We start from the raw sequence: 24,679 nt of genomic DNA, 5'->3' as shown, positions 1-24,679 counted from the left end.
AAGCCTTCAACGGGACCGATTCTCTGCCGTAAAAGCGGCAAGGCTGCCGAGCGAGGCGAAAATCTCGTGGTTGTGAGGATTATCGGAGCGCAACTCGAAGCCGTATTTCTTGGAGATCAGCAGGGCAATTTCGAGGATGTCGATGGAATCCAGGCCGAAGCCGTCACCATATAGGGGTGTCTCCGCAGAGACATCTTCCGGCTTGATATCGGTGATATCGAGTTCACCGATGATCAACTCGGCGAGTTCATGTTCCAGTTCGGTCATCGTCGCAACGTTGGAAATATCGAGGGGGGTCCGCATGCACGCTATGACTGTCGTGTGCCGCCCGGGGCATGCGTGAAGTCAGACTGCTACTGTATACTTCGGCACCGTCTTTGGGGCTGATGCTACCAAGGCGGGGTAAATCCCACTAGAAAAGAGAAGTTTGGTAACAACATTGTTCACCACTTCCGGAATCATCGCTCCACTTCCGCAGTCTTCACGCTATATGCTCTCGTCTTGCTTCCCGGTGCCCAGACAGGCGCCGGTTCGTCCTGTCGGGCGCCATTGCAGGGCATGTGATCCTTGCAGCCGGCAAGACGAGCGCCACCCGTACCTAGATAGCGCCCCACATGTCATCTTGTGATCCATTCGCGCCCCACCGTGCCGCCGACGTGTCCACCAGAGCGGCTGACGACTGCCACACCGGCAGCCAAACCGCCCCACCCAAACGGGTGCCTGGCACAGCACATGCGGCTGGCGAGCATCCGCTGCGCCGGCACGGTTGGGCAATCGTTGCTGCACTTTTCGCCTTGTATGAATACGCCTTGCACCGTGTGGCCCAGCAGCCCGGCGCGCAGGTGGCCGGTTTACTGATGGGTGCCGCGCCTTTTGTCCTGCTGGCACTGAGCTTCAGCTGGCGTTCCGGCTGGCGGCTCCCCCTGCTCATTTTGCTCGGACTCGCCTGTGCCGGCCTGTGGCTGCTGCGCGCCCCGCTCTCGCTGCATTTCGGGTGGACCTACTATTTGCAGCACATGGGCGCGAACACCGCACTCGGATTGATGTTCGGCCGTAGCTTGCGGCGCGGGCAGCTACCGCTGTGCACCCAGTTCGCCGCCATCGTGCGGGGACCGCTCTCCCCCGCGCTGAAACGCTACACGCGCGTCATTACGCTGGCGTGGACGCTGTTCTTTGCCGTCATGGCAACGGTATCCACGGCCCTGTTCGCGCTTGCGCCTATCGCCGCCTGGTCCACCTTCGCCAACCTGTGCAGCCCGCTGCTGGTGGCACTAATGTTCGTGGTGGAAGCGGGCTGCCGCCGTTTTGCGCTCCCGGGACTGGCCCATGCCGGCGTCGGGGAAGCGATCCAGGGCTACCGCGCGGCCATGGCCGCGCGCGCCGGGCTGTCGCGTTGATGCCGGCCGCCCCAGCACATCTGCAGTCCGACATCGTGCGCACCTTTCCACTGGTTTCGCACGCCTCGCCGGACAGCATCATTGCCTACCATCTCGGCCAGGCGGTGACGGTGCGCCAGTTCCTGGCCGACGTTATGCGGCTTGCCGCCGAGTTGCCGCCGGGCGGCCATGTCTTCAATGTCTGCGCCGACCGCTATTGCTTCACGGTAGGACTGTGCGCGGCGCTGTTGGCCGACAAGATCAGCCTGTTGCCGTCCACCCATACCCCGGAGATGGTGCGCCAGCTTGCCTCGTTCGCACCCGACGCCTTCTGCCTGCACGACACGCCGGATTGCGATATCGCGCTGCCGCGCTTGCGCATTCCCGCGTTCGTCAGGCAAGCCACCGATGCACCCGCGGCCGAGGTGCGCATACCGTCGATTCCTGGCGAGCGCGTCATGGCCTATGTGTTCACCTCGGGCTCGACCGGACAGCCGGTGCCGCACCGCAAGACCTGGGGCTTCCTGGTCAGCAATGTGCGAGCCGCGGCGGCACGGCTGGGCTTGCAGGATGGCCGCGCCTATACGCTGGTGGGCACCGTGCCGCCCCAGCATATGTACGGCTTCGAGTCCACGGTATTGCTGGCCTTGCAGGGCGGCATCGCGTTGAGCGCGGCGCCTACCTTCTACCCCGCGGATATCCGCGCTGCGCTGGAAGCCGTGCCGCGCCCGCGCGTGCTGGTGACCTCGCCGGTCCATCTGCGCGCGCTGCTGCTTTCTCCCGGCAAGCTGCCGCACGCGGACCTGGTCCTGTCCGCCACCGCGCCGCTGTCGGAGAAGCTGGCCTGCGAAGCGGAGGCGCGCCTGGCGGCGCCGCTGATGGAGGTCTACGGCAGCACGGAAACCGGCCAACTGGCTACGCGCCGCACCGCGCAGACCAGCGCCTGGGAGCTGTTCCCCGAGGTGAAGTTGGAAGCGCGCAGCGAAGCCGGAGAAGATGAACAGATCTGGGCCGCGGGCGGCCACGTGGAACAACCCGTTGCCATGGGCGACGCGCTGGAGTTGCTGGACGAAACCCGATTCCTGCTGCACGGCCGCAAGGCGGACCTGATCAATATCGCCGGCAAGCGCACCTCCCTGGCTTACCTCAATCACCAGATCAACGCCATCGCGGGTGTGGAAGACGGCGTCTTCTTCATGCCGGACGAGCGGCCCGAGGGCCATGTGCCGCGCCTGGTCGCACTGGTGGTGGCGCCGCGCCTGCGGGCCGCGCAGATCCAGCAAGCGCTGCGCGAACGCATCGATCAGGCCTTCCTGCCGCGCCCGCTGCTGTTCGTGAATACCCTGCCGCGCAACGCTACCGGCAAGCTCCCGCACGAGATCCTGGCGCCACTGGTGGTGAAACTGCAGGCGGCCCAACGGCACGGCGACACGACATGATGCGCGCGGACCAACCCGGCCACCGCCCCGAGCAAGGCGAAGCGCGCGCTGCTGCCAGCTTCGTCATCGCGCCCGATCACCCCGCGATGGCCGGGCATTTCCCCGGCCATCCGGTGGTGCCGGGCGTGGTGCTGCTGGATCACGCGATCATGCTGATCGGCGCGGCGCTGGCGCAACCGCTGGAGATCTTCCAGATCGGCTCGGTCAAGTTCCTGAGCCCGGTATCGCCCGGAGAATCGGTGACGCTCACGTATGAAACCGATGCACGCGGCACCATCCACTTCACGCTCGACGCCAACGGCCGTGACGTGGCAAGCGGCACGCTGACCCCACCGGGGCCGGCGCCGCAGTCCGGGGGAAACGGCGCATGACGTGGCCTGCCAAGCGACAGCAAGCCGCCAGCGCCGACTGGTCCAGCCGTGAGGAGCGCAGCAACATCACCTTGCTGCGCATCATGAGCTGGCTCTCATTGCGGCTTGGCCGTCCGTTCGGGCGCGCCGCGCTGCGCCTGATCACCGCTTACTTCGTGCTGTTCTCGCCAATCGCGCGCCATGCCTCGCGCGCCTACCTGGACCGCGTGCTGGGACGCTACGCCGGCTGGAGCGACGGTTTCAAGCACGTATTCACCTTCGCCGCGACCATCCACGACCGGATCTACCTGCTCAACGAACGCTTCGACCTGTTCGACATCCGCGTGCATGGCGGCGAACTGGTGGACGCAGCCATGGCGCGAGGCGGTGGCGCCTTCCTGCTGGGTGCGCACATGGGCAGCTTCGAAGTGATCCGCGCCGTGGGCCGCCTACGACCCAACCTGCGGGTGGCGATCACCATGTACGAGGAGAACGCACACAAGCTCAACGACGTGCTTGAAGCCATCAACCCGGCCTTGCGCCAGGATTTGATTGCGCTCGGCCGCATCGATGCCATGCTGAAGGTGCGCGAATACCTGGAGCGCGGCTTCATGATCGGCATGCTGGCCGACCGCACGCTCTCGCAGCGCGCCACCGATCCCGTGCAGCAGTGCGATTTCCTCGGCGCGCCGGCGGGCTTCCCCACCGGCCCGCTGCGCATGGCGGCCATGCTGCGCCGTCCCGTGATCTTCATGACCGGGCTGTACCGCGGCGGCAACCGGTACGATATTCATTTCGAGACGCTGGCGGATTTCTCGCACGTGGCGCGCGGCCAGCGCGAGCACGAAGTCCAGGCCGCGCTGGCGCGCTACGTGGGCATGCTGGAACGTCACTGCCACGACGCGCCGTACAACTGGTTCAACTTCTACGACTTCTGGCAGTCCGGCCCGCCGCTTTCCAGCGCGCCGCCGCCCGGCAACGAGCCCTGACCCATGCCCCGATCCCCTAACGCCCGCCAGCCCTGCCGTCTGCGTTTTCTTGCGCGGCTGTCCGTGCTTGCCTGCATTGCTGGCGCGCTTAACGTGGGCACCCCGCCGCTCGCGCAGGCCGCCGAACCGCCCGCCACCGCTTCCGCGACCTGGGGCGTGGATCAGCTGATGTTCGCGCTGGCGCAGCGCAAATCCAGGCGCGTGCGTTTTACCGAGACCAAGTATCTCGCCATGCTCGAGCGTCCGGTGGTGTCGTCGGGCGAGCTGGTCTTCGTGGCGCCGGATCATCTGGAAAAACGTACCGTCACGCCCAAGCCGGAGAACCTGGTGCTCGACGGCGACATGATGACGGTGGAGCGCAGCGGCAAGCGCTTCGTGATGCCGCTGCAGAATTACCCCGAAATCGCGGCCTTTAAGCATCCGCGGCACCCTGGCCGGCAACCGCAATGCGCTGGAGCGCTACTATCGCCTCGGCATCGAGGGCCGCGCCGCGCGCTGGACGTTGACCCTGACACCGGCCGATTCGCGCATGGCGGGCATGGTCAAGCAGATCCGCATCGACGGCGCGCGGGACACGCTCGATAGCGTGGAGATCGTGCAGGCCGACGGCGACCGCTCGGTGATGCAGATCAAGACCGCCGGCGCACCATGACCGGACAGGCTCGCGGCGACAACTTGCGCCAGCGCCTGTCCGGGCGGCCGGCGCGCGTGGCGGTCGGCCTGTGGCTGGTATTCCTGCTAGCGTGCGCTGCGGCGGTTTCCCGCACCAGTTTCACCACGGACTTGTCCGCCTTCCTCCCGCGCGCGCCCAGCGCGGAGCAGCAATTGCTGGTGGACCAATTGCGCGAAGGCTGGGTCTCGCGCCTGATCCTGCTTGGCATCGAAGGCGGCGACACCGCCGGGCGCGCCGCGCTTTCCAAAGCGGTGGCGGCAAAGCTACGTGCCGATCCGCGCTTGTCCTCGGTCAACAATGGCGAGCCGGTCAACCAGGCCAGCGACCAGCGTTTCCTCTATGCGCATCGCTACCTGCTCAGCCCCACTTCACCAAGACGCTGTTGCCACGCGACCCCACTGGCGAAATCACCTCCATACTGGGCCAACTCGACAGCAACCAGCGCGTGCCGCTGCGCGATGGCGCTTGGATCTCGCGTGACGGCAAGCGCGCCGTGCTGCTGGCGCAAACCGCCAGCGCAGGCTCCGACACCGACGGCCAAGCGAGTGCCATCGCCGCCATCCGCCAGGCCTTCGAGCAAGCGCAGCAAGCACAGGCCGGCGCCGAAGCTCACCGCCTCGTGATGACCGGCCCTGGCGTGTTCTCGGTCAGCGCCCGCGCTGCTGCTTTCGGGTTTCCCGGGGCTGGCCCAGCTGGGGCTGTATTCCATTGCCGGGCTGACCACGGCAGCCCTGGTCACGCGCTTCGTGCTGCCGCGGCTGGCGCCGGCCAAACTGCGCATGCGCGACGTCACGCCGCTGGGCATGCGCCTGGCCCGCATCGCCGCGCATGCCCACCGGCTGCGCTGGCCGATGGCCGCGCTGCTGCTGGCCGCCGGCACGGTGCTGCTAATGCAGCGCGGCCCGCTGTGGAGCCAGGAACTCGCCTCGCTTAGCCCGGTGCCCGAGCAGGAACAGGCACTCGATGCCTCGTTGCGCGCCGACCTCGGCGCACCGGACGTGCGTTACCTCGTGGTGTTGTCCGGCCCCGACCAGGAAAGCGTGCTGCAGGGTGCGGAGCGCGTGGCCCGAGAGCTGGACCCGCTGGTGGCGCAAGGCGTCATCGCGGGCTACGAGAGCCCGGCACGCTACCTGCCCAGCCTGGCCACCCAGCACACCCGGCAGGCCAGCCTGCCGCCGCGGCAGGAACTGGCGCAACGGCTGCAGGCGGCGGTAGCGGATCAACCCGTGAAGCCCAGCCTGTTTGCGCCATTCCTGGACGAAGCCGAGCAGACGCGCAGCGCGGCGCCGCTGCGCCGGGAAGACCTGCGCGGCACTTCGATGGCGCTCGCCGTCGACGGGCTGCTAACCCGCCGCGGCGAGCGCTGGAGCGCGACGCTGCCGCTGCGCGCGCCCGCGACGGCCGCGCAGGGCAAACCGAGCCTGGACGCGGAGCCGATCCGCGCGGCCATTGCGCGCGCTGGCTTGCACGATACGCTCTTTGTCGACCTGAAGTACGAATCCGACCATCTCTACGACAGCTATATGCGCGAAGCGCTGCACCTGTCGCTTGGCGGGCTGGCCGCCATTGCCGTGCTGCTGGCGATCGCGCTGCGCTCGCCCCAGCGCGTGCTGGGCACCCTGCTGCCGCTGGCTGCAGCCACGCTCGTGGTCGTGGCGGGACTGGCCGCCAGCGGACGGCAGCTCACCATCCTCCACCTGGTCGGCATGCTGCTGCTGATCGCGGTGGGCTCGAACTACAGGACAGCGCCATCTCACCGCATACCCTGGTATCCCTGATGCTGGCCAACATGACCACGGTGGCGGCCTTTGGCCTGCTCGCCTTCTCGAGCCTGCCATTGCTGCAAGCGTTCGGCATGACCGTGGGCCCCGGCGCGGTGCTGGCACTATTGTTTTCGGCTATCCTGGCGCCGCCTGCGCTGTTGTCCGCGCCGGCCAGGAACCAACCATGAACCCCATAACCAATTCCCCTAGCATCCAGGACACCCGCCCGTGGCGTCCCGGCGCCCTGGTCAGCGGTACGCTGGCGTTACATGCCGGCGCCGCCGCGGCCATCGTCGCGCAACCCGCGGCCCTGCCATGGGCCGCCGGCGGCGTGATCGCCTCGCACCTGCTGCTGACGGCGGCCGGGTTGTGGCCGCGCAGTACCTGGCTGGGACCAAACCTGCTGAGGCTCCCGCCGTCGGCACAAGGCTGCGTGGCCCTGAGCTTCGACGACGGGCCCAATCCCGAGGTGACGCCGCGCGTCCTGGACCTGCTGGACCAGCACCGGATGCAAGCCACTTTCTTCTGCATCGGCGCACGCGCCGCGCGGCACCCCGCGCTGGTACGCGAGATCGCGCGGCGCGGGCACGCAGTGGAAAATCACAGCCTGGACCATCGCCATCACTTCTCGCTGTTTGGCCCGGCCCGGCAGATGCACGATATCGCCGCGGCACAACGTGTGCTGACGGAGCTGACCGGCGCCGCGCCACGCTTCTTCCGCGCCCCCGCAGGCCTGCGCAATCCCTTTCTCGAGCCCGTGCTGTGCCGGCTTGGCCTGCACCTGGCCAGTTGGACGCGGAGGGGCTTCGACACCGCCGCGGCCGGCGATGCCGGACGCGTCGCGGCCCGCTTGCTGACGGGCCTGGCCGAGCGTGACATCCTGCTGATGCACGACGGCGACCCGGGCCACGATCGTGCCGGACAGCCACTGGTGCTGGCGGCGCTGCCGCGCGTGCTGCGGGCCATCGAGAGCGCTGGGTTGCGCTGCGTGACGTTGCGCGATACCGTACGCGATGCCATGCTCCGAGCCACGCGCTGAGACACCGCGCCAGCCTGCCGTTGGTGACGTGGCCCGCACAGGCCTTTTGCTACAATCTGCGCACCGCGCAAACGGATCCACGACGCAGTGTCCCCCCTTCTTTTCTCGCACTACACCGCCGCCAGTTGCCTCGGGCATGGCCTCGACACCACCCTGGCGGCACTGCGCGCGCAACGCGGTGGCCTGGCCCCCTGCGGCTTCAGCGATATCAGGCTGGATACGTATATCGGTGAAGTCGCACAGGTGGACGAGACCGCACTGCCCCCCAATACCGGCGCGCTGCCGGCGGACTTTCATTACCGCGGCAGCCACAGCCCCTACTCGCTGGCGGAGTTCGTGCGGTGCTACTTCGCCCTGCGCGGGCCGGCGGTGTCGATCTCCTCTGCCTGCTCGTCGCATGCTCGAGGCGGGGCTGATCGATGCGGCCGTGGTGGGCGGCGTCGATTCGCTGTGCCACACCACGCTCTACGGATTCAATTCGCTGGAACTGGTTTCCAGCCAGGCATGTCGGCCCTACGATGCGCAGCGCGACGGGATCTCGATCGGCGAAGGCGCTGCCTTCGGGCTGCTAGAGCGCCTGCCCACGGCGAGCGCCGGCGATGACATCCTGCTGCTGGGCATTGGCGAATCCAGCGATGCCCACCATATGTCCGCGCCGCACCCGCAAGGCCTGGGCGCCCGCATGGCGATGGCGCAGGCGCTGGCCGGCGCCGGCCTGACCCCGGCGCAGATCGACTACGTCAACCTGCATGGCACCGCCACGCGCAGCAACGACGCGGCCGAAGGCAAGGCCATGCTGGACCTGCTGCCCGGCGTGCCGTGCAGCTCCACCAAGGGTGCGACCGGCCACACGCTGGGAGCCGCCGGCGCCATCGAAGCGGTAATCTGCGCGCTGGCGCTGCGTCACGGCCTACTGCCGGCGGGCATCAACACGACCGAGCCGGACCCCGAGCTGCCGCTCGACTACCTGCTGCAAAACCGCGAGCAGCCCGTGCATCGCGTACTGAGCAACGCCTTTGGCTTTGGCGGTTCCAACTGCAGCCTGTTGTTTGGGCGTGCCGATTCGCCAGGTTGAAACTACCCATGCAAGTCAGCGCATTCATCGAAGGCCTCGGCCTGCTAGGCCCCGGCTTCAAGGATTGGCCGCAAGGCGCCGCCGTGCTTGCCGGCACGCTGCCTTACGCCAGCGAACCGACCTGGCTGCCGCCACCGGCCGGCCTGCCCCCGGCCGAACGGCGCCGCACCGGTCCCTGCGTGAAGTTGGCGCTGGCACTTGGCCGGCAAGCCGCGGCGGCCAGCGGCATGGATGCGGCGGCCCTGCCGACCGTGTTCAGTGCATCCAGCGGGGACGGCCAGAACTATCACCTGATCTGCGAAGCACTGGCCAGCGACGACCCGCTGATCTCGCCGACGCGCTTCCACAACTCCGTGCATAACGCGGCGGCGGGCTACTGGGGCATAGCCTCCGGCGCCATGGCATCGTCCAATGTGCTGTGCGCGCGCGACGGCAGCTTCGGCGCCGGCCTGCTGGACGCCCTGTGCCAGGTGGCGGTGGACCGCGAAGCGTGCCTGCTGATCGCCTATGACACGGACTATCCGGAACCGCTGCGCAGCCACCGGCCAATCCCCGACGCATTCGGCGTGGCGATGGTGCTCCTGCCCGAGCCTACCGCGCGTTCGCTCGCGCGGATCGATGTGACGCTGACCGAAGCACCGGCGAGCCGGATGACGGACCCCGGGCTGGAACGGTTGCGCCAGGGCATACCCGCGGCACGGGCCCTGCCCCTGCTGCAGGCGCTGGCACTGGGTGGCCCGAGCGAGGTGGTGATCGACTATCTGGACGATTTGCGCCTGCGGATGGCGACGGTCGGCATGACGTCATGAATCCGGACACGGCACCGCTGAGGCACGCCTGGATCGCCGCGCATATTCCGCATCAGGGCACCATGTGCCTGCTGGACAGCGTGCTCGACTGGAGCCCGGAATTCATCCGTTGCGAAGCCACCAGCCACAGCCACCCCGATAACCCGCTGCGCGCCCACGGACGCCTGGCGGCCGTGGGCCGCGCTGCAACTGCCCGCGCAGCGCCCGCGTGTGGGCTACCTGGCCAGTGTGCGCAAACTGGATCTGCGCGTGGCGCGACTTGACGATATCGCCGCGCCGCTGCGGGTGGAAGCCCACCGCATCAGCGGCGGCGAGAGCAACATCCTCTATGCCTTTGAAGTGAGCGCGGCCGGCCAACTGCTGCTGGCCGGCCGCGCTGCGGTCATCCTGGATGTCCCGCTTAGCCCGGTTGATTAGCCGCGTTGCTTCGCTGGATCCCTTAAAGCGCGGGCAGGATCTTCCCCACCACCTCGCCGAATCCGACGCGATAGCCATCGCCCTGGCACCAGCCGGCCATGACCACTTCGTCGCCATCTTCCAGGAAACCACGCTTGCCGCCGTCCGCCAGCGTCAGGGGCTCGGCACCGTTGCGGGTCAGCTCCAGCAGGCTGCCGTAGGAATCCGGCGTGGTGCCGCTGATGGTGCCGGAGCCCATCAGGTCACCCACGCGGACATTGCAGCCAGACACGGTGTGGTGCGCCAGTTGCTGCACCATGGTCCAGTACATGGCCTTGAAGTTGGTGCGGCAGACGGTGGTGCCCTGCGCCGCGCCCTCGGGGCGCAGCGAGACTTCGAGGGCGATGTCATAGGCATTGCGCTCGGGCTGCTGCAGATACGCCAGCGGCTCGGGCGACTGCACCGGATTGTCACGGCGGAACGGCTCCAGCGCGTCCATGGTGACCACCCACGGGGAGATCGAGGTGCCGAAGCCTTTGCTGTTGAACGGGCCCAGCGGCACGTACTCCCATTGCTGGATATCGCGCGCGCTCCAGTCGTTCAGGATCACCATGCCGAACATGTGCCCGGCCGCGGCGGAGGTGCTGACCGGCTCGCCCAGCGCCGACGGCTTGCCGACGATGAATGCCATTTCCAGTTCGTAATCGAGCTTCTGGCAAGCGGTAAAGATCGGGCGCGGCGCGTTAGGCGGCTTGATCTGGCCCTTGGGGCGGCGCAGTGCCGTGCCGCTCACCACCACCGAGCTGGCGCGGCCGTTGTAGCCGATGGGAATCTCGAGCCAATTGGGCAGCAGCGCATTGTCCGGATCGCGGAACATGCGCCCGACGTTGGTGGCGTGCTCACGCGAGGAGTAGAAATCGGTGTAGCCCGGGATGTCCACCGGCAGATGCAAGGTCGCCCAGGCCATCGGCACCAGGGCCTGCTCATGCAGCGCGGACTTGGGGTGCAAGGTGGTGTCGTCCGCCGCCAGCATGGCGCTCAGGCGCTGGCGGGTTTCGGTCCAGACCGGCTTGCCGAGCGCGATGAAAGCATTGAGCGTCGCGCCGGCAAACACGCCTTTGACAGAAGCCGGCAGCAAGCCGGCCGCGTCCAGCACGGACAGGTCGAGAATGAAGTCGCCGATGGCGACACCAACGCGCGGGCCCTGCCCGTTCGGGGAAAAGATGCCGTAGGGCAGGTTCTGCAGCGGGAAATGCGTAACGCCATCGTTGGCGGATTCGATCCAACTCTTCTGGACAGTGGTCATCGGGGGCTCCGGAAGGGAATGACAAGGGGTGCCTGCGGCATATGGCAGCGGGCACCCCGATTCATGATGGTTGGCCATATGGAACAGGCCTTGGGGCTTGAGGATCAGCGCTCGTTGGGGTTGAAATGCTTCTTCAGGCCTTGCCAGCACCGGTAGTAATCGTCCTGCAACTGCGCCGACTCCGCTGCATACGGCGTCGGCTGGATCACGGCCGGCGTCTCGAACATGAACGCCATGGTATCGCTGATGCGGTGCGGCTGCGAGGTATCCGCGGCGGTGGCCTTGGCGAACGTCTCGGCGTCCGGGCCGTGGCCGCTCATGCAGTTGTGCAGGCTGGCGCCGCCAGGCGAGAAGCCATCGGCCTTGGCATCGTAGACGCCCTCGATCAGGCCCATGAACTCGCTGGCGATATTGCGGTGGAACCAGGGCGGGCGGAACGTGTTCTGCATCGCCAGCCAGCGCGGGCCAAAGATGACGAAATCGATGGCGTCCACGCCCGGGGTGTCCGAGGGGCTTTGCAACACCAGGAAGATCGACGGGTCCGGATGATCGAAGCTGATCGAGCCAATGGTGTTGAAGCGGCGCAGGTCATACTTGTACGGCGCATAGTTGCCGTGCCAGGCCACCACATCCAGCGGCGAGTGTCCGATCGCGGCGCGCCACAGGTTGCCCTGGAACTTCGCCACCAATTCGAAATCGCCCTCGCGATCCTCGTACCACGCATGCGGCGTGAGGAAATCGCGCGGATTGGCCAGGCCGTTGGACCCGAGCACGCCCAGGTCGGGCAGGCGGAACAAGGCGCCGTAGTTCTCGCAGATATAGCCGCGCGCCTCGCCGTCCGGCAGCTCCACGCGAAAACGCACACCACGCGGGATCACCACGATCTCCTGCGGTTCGACATCCAGCAGGCCCATCTCGGTCGCCACGCGCAGCCTGCCCTGCTGTGGCACGATCAGCATCTCGCCGTCGGCGTTGTAGAAGAAGCGATCCGTCATCGACCGGTTGGCCAGGTACAGGTGGATGCCGCAGCCCGACATGGCTTGCGGGCTGCCATTGCCGGCCATGGTGACAATGCCGTCGACAAAATCGGTGGGTTCGCCGGGCATCGCCGGCGGGCTCCAGCGCATCTGGTTGGGCGACGGCGGCACCGCATCGAAATGACTGACGATGCGCGACTGCTCAAGCCGCGTGAACGGCTCGTGCATCGCCGCCGGGCGGATGCGATAGCACCAGCTGCGCCGGTTGTGCGCGCGCGGCGCAGTGAACGCCGTGCCGGAAATCTGCTCGGCATACAGGCCATAGGGCGCGCGCTGGGGCGAATTCTGCCCGACCGGCAAGGCACCGGGCAGCGCCTCGGTAGCGAGCTCGTTGGCAAAGCCGGATTGGTAGCCGGGCGTGCCGTGGTCGGGCGACTGCCCTGTCACGTTCAGTTGCATCTGCGTCATGTCTTGGGTCTTCCTCTTACGCTTTCGATTTCGCTTTCGATGACTCGAGCACGCCCGCGCGGGCTAGCTCCATGGCTTCCTGCACTACCGCAAGATCGCCAATGTGATTGGCCAGCAGCAGGATCAATTGCGCGTTGGCGGACTGGCTCTGTGCGTCGGAGAGGTCGCGATGCATGTCGATCAGCGCCTCGTAGAAGTCGTCCGGACGGGCAAGGTTAGGTTCGGTATTCAGCGGCATTGGCCTGTCTCCCTATGCCTCAGGCCACTTCCGCAACGCGCATGGTGGCCGAGGGATCACACTAGTGGTGTCTTTCAGACGCCGGATCTTGAATTTCACAATCCGTAATCGATTTACCATATCGTAATCTCGGGTCATGGACGTGTCAAACCCGTATCGACCCTATTTCGTCGAGAACAAGGAAGGCCAGCGACATTACGTTAATAGGTTAGGCGCGATAGACGAGACGGGGCGAGACAAAGGCGCAACGCCAGACGGCGCACAAGCGCAAGCGCAAGCAGCCCGAGCCATGCCGGGCAAACAATGGAAACAGGGGAAAAAGCGGCAAGCCACTGCGACAGGCAACAGCAGGGAAGCGGCCTCGGCGGGGGAACCGAGGCCGTCAAGGAAAGGCAGATGCCGCCAAGCGCGGTATCTGGCCATCCCATGTAAAACAGGCAAATCTCCAGCAGCAGGCACGTGGGGGCGTACCCGCTGCTGGCATGACAAGCGCGCGCCAATCCGGCCGCAGACCCGGCCGGAACCAGCGCGAGTGCTCAGGCTGGCTTGTGACCTTCGCCCGGGCTCGACGCGAAGCCTGTGCTGACCGGGTTGGCCGGCGCGGGGCTTGCGGCGGAAGGCGTTGCAGCAGGCGCCTGCCCGGCCATGGAAGCGGCCGTGACGCCGCCATTGCGGCTGGCAATAAACGCATTGACGTCGGCAGCAAGATGCTGGGGTGCCAGCACCACTTCCAGGCCAAGCGCCTCGCAAGCCGCTAGGAAAGTCGACATGCGGGGGTCGGCCTGACCCGATTCTGCCCGCAAGTAAGCTTCCCGGGAGATCCCGGCCTTACGGGCGACGTCTTCCTGCTTGAGCTTTCGCGCTCGGCGCAACGCCCGCAGTTGCCGGAACGGTTCGCTAGCGCCTCTAGGCACGGCTGTACTGTTCATGTCGGTCTCCAGTCACCAGTGAAAAAAAAGTGCGCGGACGTGCATTCGAGTATAGAGCACGCAAAGCGTTCCGTATGTAATCAGGGCAACACTTTGTGCAGATTTCTTGTTGGTACCCTACGCAGGCTAATCCTAGCCTGTCAATAGGTCCGATACAGCACAATTATCTGCCTCCGTGGTGACATAACGGGCGGCGGTGAATTAGGTTGACGAGGACGCACAAGCGCGAGATTGACAATACGACCGGTCGTGCTATTCTTACAACATGCAGAAAGGACAACTTACCCGCGCAGCCATCATCGAGCAAGCCCTGGACACCGCCGCCCAGGTCGGGTTCGAGCAATTGTCGCTCGCCACATTGGCCGCCGACACCAGCATGTCCAAGAGTGGGCTCTACGCGCATTTCAAGTCCAAAGAGGCCTTGCAGCAGGCTGTTTTGGCGCTCGCCCTGGAGCGCTTTTCGGACATCGTCATCAGGCCGGCCATGCGCCTGCCGCGTGGCACGCGCCGGGTGCAAGCCCTCTTTGAAGGCTACATGCTCTGGCTCGGCGGACCTGTCAATAAAGGCCGCTGCCTGTTCATGGCGCTAGGCCAGGAATACCGCGACCGCCCCGGTACGATCAGGGATCAGGTGGTGCAATCGCTGAAAGACTGGCATAGCCTCATCGCCAGAGCCGTGACCGATGCGATCGAGGAAGGCGATCTTTCGCCGGCACAAGACGCGCGGCAGTTCGCTTTCGAGATGGTGGGCATCGGCATGTCCTTTCAACAGTCTTTCAAGCTGCTGGGCCGTGAAGACACCGAGATCATGGCCCGCCGGGCATTCGAAGCGCTGCTCCGCCGCGCCGAGCTTGCGCAGCCGGCGCACAAGTAGCAAAGGGCCGGGAGGCGCTTGGGCGAGACACCTCCCGCGCGACCAACCGGCACGAATTTCGGGACGACTGGACGTCGTCTTTTTTTGAAATCATAAATAGCACGACTGGTCGGTCTTACTAGTGGGGCAGCTCCCCTGCCCCAAACAACCCGGCCCGGGATGTTAAGAGTCTTCGTTGGAGGTGCCCGCCGTGACGCAAGCGATTTACTCATCCACCAAAGCCCGCCAGGCCGCACCGCCATCCAGAGTGCCAATGGCTTGGGTCCGCCTTGGCTGGCAATTGGCCGACCTGCTCTATCCCGCCGGCGCGGCACGCGCGCTGGAACAAGCGTGGTTCCGTCCGCCCCGCGGCACCGGCCCGGATGGCGCTGGCCGCGAACTGCTTGACCGCGCGCGCGCGGACTGGGCGCTCGTGACTGGCCAGGGAGCGAGCCGGCGCGTACGCGTCTATCGATGGGGCAACAGTGGGCCGACCGTCTTGCTGGCCCACGGCTGGGGTGGCCATGCCGCCCAATGGCAGCCGCTGGTTGCGCCACTGCTGGCGGCCGGCATGCGCGTCGTTGCCTTTGACGCGCTCTCGCACGGCGGCTCCGACGCGGGTGCGCGCGGCAGGAGCCAGAGTTCCGTTGTGGAAATGTCGCGCGCGCTGTTGGCCACGGCTTGGCACGCCGGCCCGATCCACGCGGTGATCGCGCATTCGCTCGGTAGCGCCGCACTGGCGCTGGCCGTGCGCGAAGGTTTGCACTTGCAGGCTGCCGTGATGATCGGCCCGCCAGCCGACATGCACAATGCCGCCGCGGCACTGGCCTGGCGTCTCGGCATTGGCCCGGGCGTGCTGGCTCGCATGCAGCGCAACAGCGAGCGCTGGCTGGGCATGCCGTGGTCAGCCTTCAACGTCCCGGCAATTGGCCACGCCCGCCCGGTACCGCCCACACTGGTGATCCACGACCGGCAGGACAAGGAAGTGGGCTGGGAGAATGGCGCAGCCATTGCCGGCGCCTGGCCTGGCGCGCAACTGATGACCACGGACGGACTCGGCCACCGCCGTGTATTGCACGATGCACAAGTCGTCGCGCGCGCGGTGGCATTCGTCGGCGGCGCCGCGCGCGTGCCTGGCGTTGCCGAGCCAACCCGCGGGATGCAAGCCGAGGCCCATGCCTGAATCACTCCTGAACCCTGTTTGCTTTAGCGGTTTTGTGGTGCGCCACAAAACCGCTGGTGGCGGTTGGGGCTTGGTCCTGGCGGTTAATTGCCGATTGACGGGGGAAAAGAGGCGGGCCTTCACCTCTCCCGCCATTCTCCCCGTCCAGGGAAACCTCAGAACCCTTCCAGCACCAGCTTGCCGATGGTCTGCCCGCTTTCCAGCATGGCATGGGCGCGGCGCAGGTTGGCCGCGTCGATCCGCCCGAGGTTCTCCCCAAGCGTGGTCTGCAGCCGGCCGGCATCGACCAGGCGTGCCACTTCGTTCAGCAGGAGATACTGCTCGATCATGTCCGGCGTGCCGAACATCGAACGGGTGAACATGAACTCCCACACAAAGGTGGCGCTCTTGCTCTTCAGGTCACCCACGGCCAGCGGGCTGCTGTTCTCCACGATCGAGCAGATCTTGCCTTGCGGTGCAATCACGGTCGCCATGGCAGCAAAGTGGCGGTCCGTGTCGTTAAAGCACAGGATGTAGTCGACTTCGGCAAACCCGAGCTTGCGCAACTGGGCCGGCATGTCGCTGCGGTGATCGATGGTATGGTCGGCGCCCAGCTTGCGGCACCACGCAGCCGATTCGGGCCGTGACGCGGTGGCGATGACCGTGAGCCCAGCCAGCGTCTTGGCCAGCTGGATGCCGATGGAACCCACGCCCCCCGCCCCGCCGATGACCAGCACGGAACGCCCGGCGTGCTCGCCCTGCGGCGAGACGCCCAGGCGATCGAACAGGGCTTCCCAGGCGGTAATGGCCGTCAATGGCAGTGCGGCGGCGCGAGCAAAATCGAGCGCTGCGGGCTTATGGCCAACGATGCGCTCATCCACCAGGTGAAACTCGCTATTGGCGCCCGGCCGGGTAATGCTGCCGGCATAGAAAACCGGATCGCCCACCTTGAACAGCGTGACATCCGGGCCCACTGCGGCCACCGTGCCCGCCGCATCCCACCCCAGCACGCGCACGGCAGGCTCGACCTTGTCCTTGGGCGCGCGCACCTTGGCATCCACAGGATTGACCGAAATCGCCGCCACCTTGACCAGGAGGTCTCGGCCCTCTGGCACGGGGGTGGCGATCTCGACATCGACCAGGGATTGCGGGTCGTCGATCGGCAGGTAACGGGTCAGGCCAACGGCTTTCATTGCGGGGCTCCATCAAGTCAATCAGCTGCGCGTCAGCTTGTTGATGGCGGCCTCGTAGTAACAGAATGGCACGAACACCGCGCCGCGCGGCGTGCCATCGTCGGCCCGCGCAAACAGCGAGACCTGGCCCCGGCGCGATGCCAGCGTCACCACATCGCCCGGCTGAGCGCCGATGGCAGCCAGGTCGAGTGGATGCACCAGCGCCACCGGCTCCGGCTCGATCGCATCCAGCACGCCCGCACGCCGGGTCATGCTGCCGGTATGCCAGTGCTCGAGCTGCCGGCCGGTGATAAGCACAACGGGATAATCCTGGTCGGGCCGCTCGGCCGCGGGAATGATGTCGGCCGGAACAAAACGGGCCCGGCCCGAGGCGGTCGGAAACCCATCCGTAAAGATCACCGGCTCGCCCGGGTCGCCTTCGGCGCGGCAGGGATAGGTCACCGCGTCCTCCCGTTGCAAGCGCTCCCAGGTAATGCCGCCGATGCTTGGCATGGCATGGCGCATCTCGTCGAACACGTCGGCCACGCTTGCGTACGACCAGTCCAGCCCCAGCCTGGCCGCCATCTGCTGGATGATCCACAGGTCCTGGCGTGCCTGCCCGGGCGGATCGATCGCCTGGCGGCCAAGCTGCACCGTGCGGTCCGTGTTGGTAAAGGTGCCCGTCTTCTCCGGGAACGCCGAAGCCGGCAGCACCACGTCGGCCAGGTAGGCCGTCTCCGTCAGGAAGATATCCTGCACGACAAGGTGGTCCAGCGCCGCCAGCGCCTCGCGCGCATGCTGGGCGTCAGGGTCCGACATGGCCGGGTTCTCGCCCATGATGTACATCCCGCGCACTTCGCCCCGCTCGATGGCCTGCATCACTTCGACCACGGTCAGTCCCGGCTGGCGGTCCAGCGGCATGCCCCACAACGACTCGAAGCGCGCGATGGCCTCGGGATCGTCGACGCGGCGGTAGTCCGGATACATCATCGGGATCAGGCCGGCATCGGAAGCGCCCTGCACGTTGTTCTGGCCGCGCAGCGGATGCAGCCCCGTGCCAGGCCGGCCGATCTGCCCCGTCATCAGCGCCAGGGCGATCAGGCAGCGGGCATTGTCGGTGCCGTGGATATGTTGGGAAATCCCCATGCCCCAGAGGATCATCGACGCTTTGGAGCTGGCATACAGGCGCGCCACATAGCGGATGGTTTCCGCATCGATGCCGCAGACCGGCGCCATCAGCTCCGGGCTGTAGGCCGCCACGTTGCGCTCCAGTTCCTCGTAGCCGATGGTGCGGCTGGCGATGAAATCCTGATCGACCAGTCCTTCGGCCACGATCACATGCATCATGGCGTTGAGCAGCGCCACATCGGTATCGGGCTCGAACTGCAGGAAGCGATGGGCGAAGCGCGCCAGGTCGGAGCGGCGCGGATCGGCCAGGATCAGCTTGGTGCCATTGCTTACGGCGTTCTTGATCCAGCTCGCCGCCACTGGATGATTGACGGTGGGATTGGCGCCGATCACGATCACCACCTGCGCGCGCGCCACATCCATCACCGGGTTGGAAACCGCACCCGAGCCGATGCCTTCGAGCAGTGCCGCCACCGACGACGCGTGGCAAAGCCGCGTGCAATGGTCCACGTTGTTGCTGCCGAAGCCGGTGCGTACGAGCTTTTGAAACAGGTAGGCCTCTTCGTTGCTTCCCTTGGCGGAGCCAAAGCCGGCCAGCGCGCGCTTGCCGTGCCTGTCGCGGATGGCCGACAGGCTGGCGCCCGCAAGCGCGAGGGCCTCTTCCCAACTGGCTTCGCGGAACACGTCCATCACGCGCGCGGGATCCATCACGAAATCGCCGCGTTTAGGCGCGCCATCGCGCCGCACCAGCGGCACCGTGAGCCGATGCGGATGCTGGGCGTAATCGAAGCCATAGCGCCCCTTCACGCACAGGCGTTTCTGGTTGGCCGGCCCAAAACGCCCTTCGACAAAGAGGATGCGGTTGTCCTTGACGTTGTAGGTGAGCTGGCAACCCACCCTTGGTCCAGCTCATTGTTACGCGTGTAATGCGCCTCGGGCATATCGGACTGCAGCAACTCCAGCACCATGCGCTGCGAGCGCACCGCGCGCTCGGAGGCGGTCTGCACCTCCATGCCCTGCATTGGGTAACGGCAGCACGACGGCGCCAGCACGCGCTCGCCCTTGATCTCCACCATGCAGGCGCGGCAATTGCCGGCGGTGTCCAGGCCGTCCTTGTAGCACAGGTGCGGGATATCGAAGCCCTCGCGCTGCGCCACCTTGAGCAAGCTCTCGCCCGGCCCGGCGCGCACGTCCCTGCCATTCAGGCGGAACGTCACCGTGGTATCCGAGGAGGCGTCCACTTGCGCGCGCTCGGCGCGGGTCAGCGCATTCATGTCGTCCTCGCGGCTCAGGCCAGTTCCTGGGGAAAATACTTGATCACGCAATCCACCGGATTGGGCGCGGCCTGCCCCAGCCCGCAGATCGACGCATCCCGCATCACCGCCGACAAGTCCGCCAGCGCGGCAAGGTCCCATGTCGGCTGCGCGATCACGTCCAGCGCCTTGGCCGTGCCCACACGGCATGGCGTGCACTGCCCACAGGATTCATGCTTGAAGAAATGCATCAGGTTGCGCGCCACAGCCACCGCACTGTCCTGCTCCGAAAACACCACGATGGCGGCCGAGCCGATAAAGCAGCCGTAGGGCTGCAACGTATCGAAGTCCAGCGGAATATCGCCCATGGACGCCGGCAGGATGCCTCCCGACGCGCCGCCCGGCAGGTAGCCATAGAAGCGATGGCCGTCTTGCATGCCGCCGCAGTATTCTGCGATCAGCTCACTCACGGTGATCCCCGCCGGCGCCACATGCACGCCGGGCAGCTTCACGCGCCCCGACACCGAAAACGAGCGCAGCCCGTGGCGGCCATGGCGTCCCTGTGCGGCAAACCAGCCCGCGCCTTTTTCAAGGATCTCGCGGACCCAGTAAAGGGTCTCGAAGTTGTGCTCCAGCGTGGGCCGGCCGAACAAGCCGACCTGCGCCACATAGGGCGGGCGCAGCCTGGGCATGCCGCGCTTGCCTTCAATCGATTCGATCATGGCGGACTCTTCGCCGCAAATGTACGCGCCAGCGCCGCGCCGCAACTGGATCTCCGGCAGCACCGGGATCGGTGGATCGGCATGCAGGCGGCGCAGCGCTTCGCCAAGCACGGCGCGGCAGCCTGCGTATTCATCGCGCAGGTAGATGTAGATCGCGCTGACCTGGGTCACCGCGGCGGCAATCAGCATGCCTTCGAGGAAGCGATGCGGATCGCGCTCCAGGTAGACACGATCCTTGAAGGTGCCGGGCTCGCCCTCATCCAGGTTGACCGCCATCAGGCGCGGGGCCGGCTCGGCCATCACGATCCGCCATTTGCGCCCAGCGGGAAAGCCCGCGCCACCCAGCCCGCGCAAGCCGGAATCCTCCATCGTGCGCAGCAAGGATGCCGAATCACGCTCACCCGAGGCCAGCGCGCGCAGCAAGCGATAGCCCCCTTGCGCGCGATAGTCGTCATAGCCCAGGTGAGCTTCGGGCGCATGGCGCACGGCACCCGATGCCACCGTATCCGCAATGGTTTGCGCGCTCGCAAAATCCACCGGGTTCTGCCCGACCAGCGCGGCGGGCGCACGCTCGCACCGGCCGATGCAAGGCGCTGCCACCACGCCGACTTCGCTACCCAGCAGGGCCGCAAGCCGGGCGAGCAGGTCGCGCGCCCCGCCGAGCTCGCAGGCGATGCCTTCGCACACGCGCACCGTCACGCCGGGCGGCCGCGCGATCACGCCATTCGCATCCTCGTGCACCACATCGAAATGATGATAGAAAGTGGCGACCTCATAGACCTCCGCCATCGACAACCCCATCTCCTGCGCCAACGCCACCAGGTGCGGGATCGCCAACTGGCCATAGTGGTCGTTGATGGCATGCAAGTGCTCGATCAGCAGGTCGCGCCGGCGCGGCGCGTCGCCCAGCAGGGCCCGGACTTCGGCCAGGGCTGCCGGGTCGGGCTGCCGCCCCTTTGGCTGCCGGCGCTTGCGCGCCTTGCCGATATCCTGGACCGCGATGGGAATGACGACCTGGTTCATGGCAATCTCGAAAGCTGTCTCGTATGGGTGCCGAATGGCAACGGGGCAAGCGCCTTACATGCTTGCCCGCCGCTCTTGTCTTTTTGTTTTGTCTTGCCTCGCCCGCGGTCCCGCCGGTGGTTGCTGGCGATTGCTGAAAATTGCTGAAAATTGCTGGCGCCGGGGGATGGGCTTTGCCTTCGATCATATCCCTATTCCCGCGACGCATTGGACGCGCCGATCCGCGCCGGCAAACCCCTCAGGTCAGGTCCTCCGGCACCGCGCGATATCCCATCGGCGGCGTGGTACTGGCATGCACATACTTCTTGGCGTGGGCTTCGCGCATTGGCTTGAGCACGAACAAGGCCAGGAAGGCGGACAGCGCAGCCATGCCCGAGGCAAGCATGAAGACTGCGTGCCAGTCGCCGGTGGCGGCAGTGATGACGCTGGAGAATGGCACCAGCAGCGCGGCTGTGCCCTTGGCGGTGTACAACAGGCCGGCATTTGTGGCAGCAAACTTGGGCCCGAAGGTATCGCCGCAGGTGGCCGGAAACAGGCTGTAGATTTCCCCCCAGGCGAAGAACACGACACCGGTCAGCACCACGAAAGCAATGGGATCCTGACCATATTTTGCCAGCAGCAGAATGCCCACCGCCTCGACCGCAAAGGCCAGGAACATGGTGTTCTCACGACCGATGTTGTCCGAGATCCAGCCAAAGAATGGGCGCGTCAGCCCATTGAGCACGCGGTCGATGGTGAGGGCGAAGGTCAGCGCGGGCAACGTCAGGCCGAGCAGCGAAACCGGCACGCCATCGAGGCCGAAATCCTTGGCGATCGGGCCCAGCTGGGCGGTAGCCATCAGGCCGCCGGCCGCCATCATCACGAACATCGCGTACATCACCCAGAAGATCGGCGAGGACAGCACCTGGCGCGGCGAGGCGTTGTAGGCAGCGGTCTTGACTGCGGACGTGACCTGGTTGAGCACCTTGGCCGAAGGCGGATAGAGCGCCATGCCCAGGAAGAAGACGATCAGGCCCTGGCCCAGGCCGAACCACAGGAACGTGGCCTCGTAGCCGCTGCTCTTGATCATGTTGGCAATCGGCACCACGGTCAGCGCCGAGCCTGCGCCAAAGCCAGCGGCGGTGATGCCTGCGGCCAGCCCGCGCCGGTTGGGGAACCACTTCAACGCATTGCCCACGCAGGTGCCGTACACCGCGCCCGCGCCTACCCCGCCTACCGCTGCCGCGAAGTAGAGCATCGGCAGCGACGCGGCCACGGAGTTCAAGGCCCAGGCAATCGCGCACAGCAGGCCGCCACCCACCACCACGGGACGCGGGCCGTACTTGTCCACGAGGTAGCCCTCGATCGGCACCAGCCAGGTCTCGGTCACGACGAAGATGGTGAATGCCACCTGGATCGCCGTGCGGCCCCAGTGGTACTTGTCGTCGATCGGGTTGACGAACAACGTCCAGCCGTATTGCATGTTGGCGATCATCGCCATGCAGATCACGCCAAAGACGAGCTGAACCCAGGGGGAGGCAAAGCGTGACTCGGGCGCGTTTTGCTGATGTTCCATGGTGTCTCCTATGGCGGGCGGGGCCGCCTTATGTGGAAAGGGCGTCTTCGGACACCTCTTTTGGGACGGCACTGCTTGTGCTGCATCCCAGATACTGCGGTCGTTTCAGTGCTATACAGTATGTGATATATCAATATAGTCAAGGCGCTTTTAGCCCACCTGGCGGACCCTGAAACTGCCTGGAAACGGCGGTGGCAATGTGCCGGAAAGCGGCATGGAGATGACTCGTGCGTCACGCGCATCAAAGCGGGCGGGCAGCGCAAGCCGGCCTGCTGAAGGATCAATGACTTAGGGCGGTCCGCCTCATCAATGGCGCGCGTAAACAGGCGGCTGTGGAGATGTAGATCCGGGTGGCGGGAAGTTGGAGGGCTTAGCGCCTCGCGGACGATCTCCGGGAAAGTCCCTAGATAAAGTCAGGCAGGCCGGCAGGTCAATGTACTGAATGTCTTGCCCTTCAGGACAGAAGAGCGGAGGGGTCGTGCAGGGCGGCATGCGCGCCGCGGAACGGGAAAAAAGTGCCCGGGATGGCTTTGTGCAAGCAAGCTCAGCAACCAAACCACACGGATTGGGCAGGGTTAGGCCCCTACCCTCGCATGGCGGCAGCGATTGGCAGCCGGGCGGCCCGCCAATCGCAACACGCGAGCATCAGGCGCGAGCCAGTTGGGGTTCCGCGCGGACGCCGCGGGAAGCCGGGCTAGCGCGGCCAATGCCGGCGGTTTCCTGCGACGAGCCAAGGCCGGCAAAGCGGCCATGCTCCTGGGCACGGACCAGCACAGGGGTCGGCACGCGGGTGGCAATCAGGAACGTAACGCCAACGCCGAGGGCAATCAGACCAAGGGCGAGACCGAGAAGAAGAGCGCTGTCCATCAGAAAACTCCGGTAAGGATGGTGAGTAGGAGTTTTCATTATATGCTGCGCCGCACTATGTGTAAATATCCTGTATGTAATATATCAATAAGATTCCGAGGCCTGCGCAACGCACAGCGGCGCCAGGCTAGCTCACACGCGCCAGCGACGTCTGCTCAACCTCCATGCCCCGTAGCGCATCCCAGATCGCGGCTGCGTTAGGTTTGAGGGAACGGCTCTTGCGCCGCACCAGCATGATCGTGGACGTAACCTGCGGCCGTAATGGACGCATGACGGCCGCAGGGCTCAGCCCAGCCGCCTGTGCGCGCGACGGCACGATGCCGATACCCAGCCCCAGCGCCACCATGCCGAAGATCGAGGCAAAGTGGCCAAGCACCTGCAGCGAGCCGGTGCGCACGTGATACACGCCAAAGGCCTGCTCCACGGCAGGCTGGACGCCAGAGTGCTGATCCAGCATCAGCACTCTGGCATCGTTGAGGTCGCCCCACCCTACCGTCTCGCGCGCTGCCAGCGGATGCTGCGCCGGCAGCACGGCATGGAATGGATCGGCGCACAGGGCCTCGCAGTAGAGATCGTCCCCGGCTTGCGGGTTCGTGGCGATGCCGAAGTCCACCTCGCCGCTGCGCACGCACTGCAGCACGGACTCATGCGAGCGGTCTTTCAGGCTGATGCCGATGCCCGGCCAGGCCGTGCGGCAACCCGCGAGCCAGCCCGGCAGCGAGATCGACGACAGCACCGGGTCGGACGCGATCTGCACCGCGCCCTGGCACGGCCTGGCGGCACCGTGGCTCTCGCGCAGCGTCTGCTCGACCTCCTCGATCAGGTGGCAGATGCGCTGCGACAGGTGCTCGCCCGCATCGGTGAGCTCGACCTGGCGCGTGGTGCGGTCAAACAGCCGCTGGTCGATCTCGTCTTCCAGTTCGCGCACGCTGCGGCTGATGGCCGATTGCGTCAGCCCGAGCTCGGCCGCGGCGCGGGTAAAGCTCCTCTGTCGTGCAACGGCCGCGAAGGCCTTGAGCTGCGGAAGCGAGATATTCATGATCACCCCTTCTGTATGCATTCGGCGCGGAGAACCGCTTTGCCACGCCCCGCGCTGCGCATCGTGATAGACATCGGG

Annotated in this window: 16 protein-coding genes and 6 pseudogenes; 11 read left to right on the top strand and 11 right to left on the bottom strand. The window is 66.1% G+C overall.

Going from position 1 to position 24,679, the window contains the following annotated elements; genetic code table 11:
* Window positions 1-6 precede the first annotated feature (6 nt).
* Window positions 7-267, bottom strand: a complete 261-nt coding sequence (locus OR16_RS01765) for a phosphopantetheine-binding protein (protein WP_006156253.1) — start codon at window positions 265-267, stop codon at window positions 7-9.
* Between the two features lie 527 nt (window positions 268-794).
* Between OR16_RS01765 and OR16_RS01760 the strand changes: the two genes are divergently transcribed.
* The 9 genes and pseudogenes from OR16_RS01760 (at window position 795) to OR16_RS01720 (ending at window position 9,930) form a co-directional block, all read left to right on the top strand.
* Window positions 795-1,397 (top strand): hypothetical protein, encoded by a 603-nt coding sequence (locus OR16_RS01760; RefSeq protein WP_006156252.1) that lies wholly within the window; start codon window positions 795-797, stop codon window positions 1,395-1,397.
* 35 nt (window positions 1,398-1,432) lie between these two features.
* A pseudogene (locus tag OR16_RS01755) lies at window positions 1,433-3,186 on the top strand (AMP-binding protein).
* Window positions 3,183-4,154 (top strand): acyl-CoA synthetase, encoded by a 972-nt coding sequence (locus tag OR16_RS01750; RefSeq protein WP_006156251.1) that lies wholly within the window; start codon window positions 3,183-3,185, stop codon window positions 4,152-4,154. The pseudogene OR16_RS01755 and the gene OR16_RS01750 overlap by 4 nt, the downstream one beginning before the upstream one ends.
* 3 nt (window positions 4,155-4,157) lie before the next feature.
* Window positions 4,158-4,806: pseudogene (locus OR16_RS01745) on the top strand (LolA-related protein).
* A pseudogene (locus OR16_RS01740) lies at window positions 4,803-6,778 on the top strand (MMPL family transporter). The pseudogenes OR16_RS01745 and OR16_RS01740 overlap by 4 nt, the downstream one beginning before the upstream one ends.
* Window positions 6,775-7,629 carry a polysaccharide deacetylase family protein gene (locus OR16_RS01735; protein WP_006156249.1) on the top strand — a complete coding sequence of 285 codons (855 nt, stop codon included), beginning with the start codon at window positions 6,775-6,777 and terminating at the stop codon, window positions 7,627-7,629. Before OR16_RS01740 ends, OR16_RS01735 begins: the two are co-directional and overlap by 4 nt.
* A gap of 87 nt (window positions 7,630-7,716) precedes the next feature.
* Window positions 7,717-8,704, top strand: a pseudogene (locus tag OR16_RS01730) (beta-ketoacyl synthase N-terminal-like domain-containing protein).
* Window positions 8,705-8,712: 8 nt separating this feature from the next.
* Window positions 8,713-9,513: a beta-ketoacyl synthase chain length factor gene (locus OR16_RS01725; RefSeq protein WP_006156247.1), complete on the top strand. Its 801-nt coding sequence runs from the start codon at window positions 8,713-8,715 to the stop codon at window positions 9,511-9,513.
* Window positions 9,510-9,930, top strand: a pseudogene (locus OR16_RS01720) (3-hydroxylacyl-ACP dehydratase). Before OR16_RS01725 ends, OR16_RS01720 begins: the two are co-directional and overlap by 4 nt.
* A gap of 22 nt (window positions 9,931-9,952) precedes the next feature.
* Here the strand turns inward: OR16_RS01720 and fahA are convergent.
* The 4 genes from fahA to OR16_RS40695 all read right to left on the bottom strand — a co-directional run bounded on the left by fahA (window position 9,953) and on the right by OR16_RS40695 (window position 13,827).
* A complete protein-coding gene (fahA, locus tag OR16_RS01715) occupies window positions 9,953-11,215 on the bottom strand; it encodes a fumarylacetoacetase (RefSeq protein ID WP_006156244.1) in 1,263 nt (420 codons plus the stop codon).
* 104 nt (window positions 11,216-11,319) lie between these two features.
* Window positions 11,320-12,660, bottom strand: coding sequence for a homogentisate 1,2-dioxygenase (hmgA, locus tag OR16_RS01710; RefSeq protein WP_006156243.1), 1,341 nt, complete (start codon window positions 12,658-12,660; stop codon window positions 11,320-11,322).
* A gap of 16 nt (window positions 12,661-12,676) precedes the next feature.
* Window positions 12,677-12,898 carry a DUF2783 domain-containing protein gene (locus OR16_RS01705; RefSeq protein ID WP_006156242.1) on the bottom strand — a complete coding sequence of 74 codons (222 nt, stop codon included), beginning with the start codon at window positions 12,896-12,898 and terminating at the stop codon, window positions 12,677-12,679.
* Between the two features lie 536 nt (window positions 12,899-13,434).
* Complete coding sequence (locus OR16_RS40695; protein WP_081488630.1) at window positions 13,435-13,827, bottom strand: helix-turn-helix domain-containing protein; 393 nt, start codon at window positions 13,825-13,827, stop codon at window positions 13,435-13,437.
* A gap of 265 nt (window positions 13,828-14,092) precedes the next feature.
* On the opposite strand from OR16_RS40695, the gene OR16_RS01690 reads away from it, so the two are divergent.
* Both OR16_RS01690 and OR16_RS01685 read left to right on the top strand, forming a co-directional pair.
* Complete coding sequence (locus tag OR16_RS01690) at window positions 14,093-14,701, top strand: TetR/AcrR family transcriptional regulator (RefSeq protein WP_006156240.1); 609 nt, start codon at window positions 14,093-14,095, stop codon at window positions 14,699-14,701.
* 253 nt (window positions 14,702-14,954) lie between these two features.
* On the top strand, window positions 14,955-15,863 hold the full coding sequence (locus OR16_RS01685; protein WP_006156239.1) for an alpha/beta fold hydrolase: 909 nt from the start codon (window positions 14,955-14,957) through the stop codon (window positions 15,861-15,863).
* Between the two features lie 155 nt (window positions 15,864-16,018).
* Here OR16_RS01685 and OR16_RS01680 read toward each other — a convergent pair whose 3' ends face one another.
* The 6 genes and pseudogenes from OR16_RS01680 to OR16_RS01655 all read right to left on the bottom strand — a co-directional run bounded on the left by OR16_RS01680 (window position 16,019) and on the right by OR16_RS01655 (window position 24,601).
* On the bottom strand, window positions 16,019-17,035 hold the full coding sequence (locus OR16_RS01680) for a zinc-binding alcohol dehydrogenase family protein (protein ID WP_006156238.1): 1,017 nt from the start codon (window positions 17,033-17,035) through the stop codon (window positions 16,019-16,021).
* A 24-nt stretch (window positions 17,036-17,059) separates the two neighbouring features.
* Window positions 17,060-19,416: pseudogene (gene fdhF / locus OR16_RS01675) on the bottom strand (formate dehydrogenase subunit alpha); the annotation flags it as partial.
* 14 nt (window positions 19,417-19,430) lie between these two features.
* A complete protein-coding gene (locus OR16_RS01670) occupies window positions 19,431-21,140 on the bottom strand; it encodes an NADH-ubiquinone oxidoreductase-F iron-sulfur binding region domain-containing protein (RefSeq protein WP_006156237.1) in 1,710 nt (569 codons plus the stop codon).
* A gap of 238 nt (window positions 21,141-21,378) precedes the next feature.
* Window positions 21,379-22,695, bottom strand: coding sequence for an oxalate/formate MFS antiporter (gene oxlT / locus OR16_RS01665; RefSeq protein ID WP_006156236.1), 1,317 nt, complete (start codon window positions 22,693-22,695; stop codon window positions 21,379-21,381).
* Between the two features lie 645 nt (window positions 22,696-23,340).
* Entirely contained in the window at window positions 23,341-23,562 is a 222-nt protein-coding gene (locus tag OR16_RS01660) for a hypothetical protein (protein ID WP_006156235.1), read from the bottom strand.
* Window positions 23,563-23,689: 127 nt separating this feature from the next.
* Window positions 23,690-24,601: a LysR family transcriptional regulator gene (locus OR16_RS01655; RefSeq protein WP_043418053.1), complete on the bottom strand. Its 912-nt coding sequence runs from the start codon at window positions 24,599-24,601 to the stop codon at window positions 23,690-23,692.
* Between the last annotated feature and the right edge of the window lie 78 nt (window positions 24,602-24,679).

Source organism: Cupriavidus basilensis OR16 (assembly GCF_000243095.1).
Classification (GTDB): Bacteria; Pseudomonadota; Gammaproteobacteria; order Burkholderiales; family Burkholderiaceae; genus Cupriavidus; species Cupriavidus basilensis_D.
Note: the sequence above shows the minus strand (reverse complement) of the source record. Positions and strands in the feature narration are given on the sequence as shown.